Here is a 310-nt window from a genome sequence, read left to right on the forward strand (position 1 = left end):
ACCCGCAGGTCAAAATGGTCTGCCAGATGGAACTGACCAGCCATCTGCTGACGGCTGCAGCCTTCGGCACGATGAAGAACAGCGAAAATGAGCTTGCTGAGCAACTTATAGAACAAACCGGCGATAACACTCTGACGTTAATGGATAAAGGTTATTACTCACTGGGACTGTTAAATGCCTGGAGCCTGGCGGGAGAACACCGCCACTGGATGATACCTCTCAGGAAGGGAGCGCAATATGAAGAGCTCAGAAAACTGGGTAAAGGCGATCATCTGGTGAAGCTGAAAACCAGCCCGCAGGCACGAAAAAA

At 50.6% G+C, this 310-nt stretch carries 1 protein-coding gene; it reads left to right on the forward strand.

Features of this window, described 5'->3' with window-relative positions; translation table 11 throughout:
* On the forward strand, positions 1-310 hold a 310-nt coding region (locus BHE85_RS19375; protein WP_146628275.1), incomplete at both ends, for a transposase.

This window comes from Shigella sp. FC1567, assembly GCF_001743015.1.
Taxonomy (GTDB): domain Bacteria; phylum Pseudomonadota; class Gammaproteobacteria; order Enterobacterales; family Enterobacteriaceae; genus Escherichia; species Escherichia coli.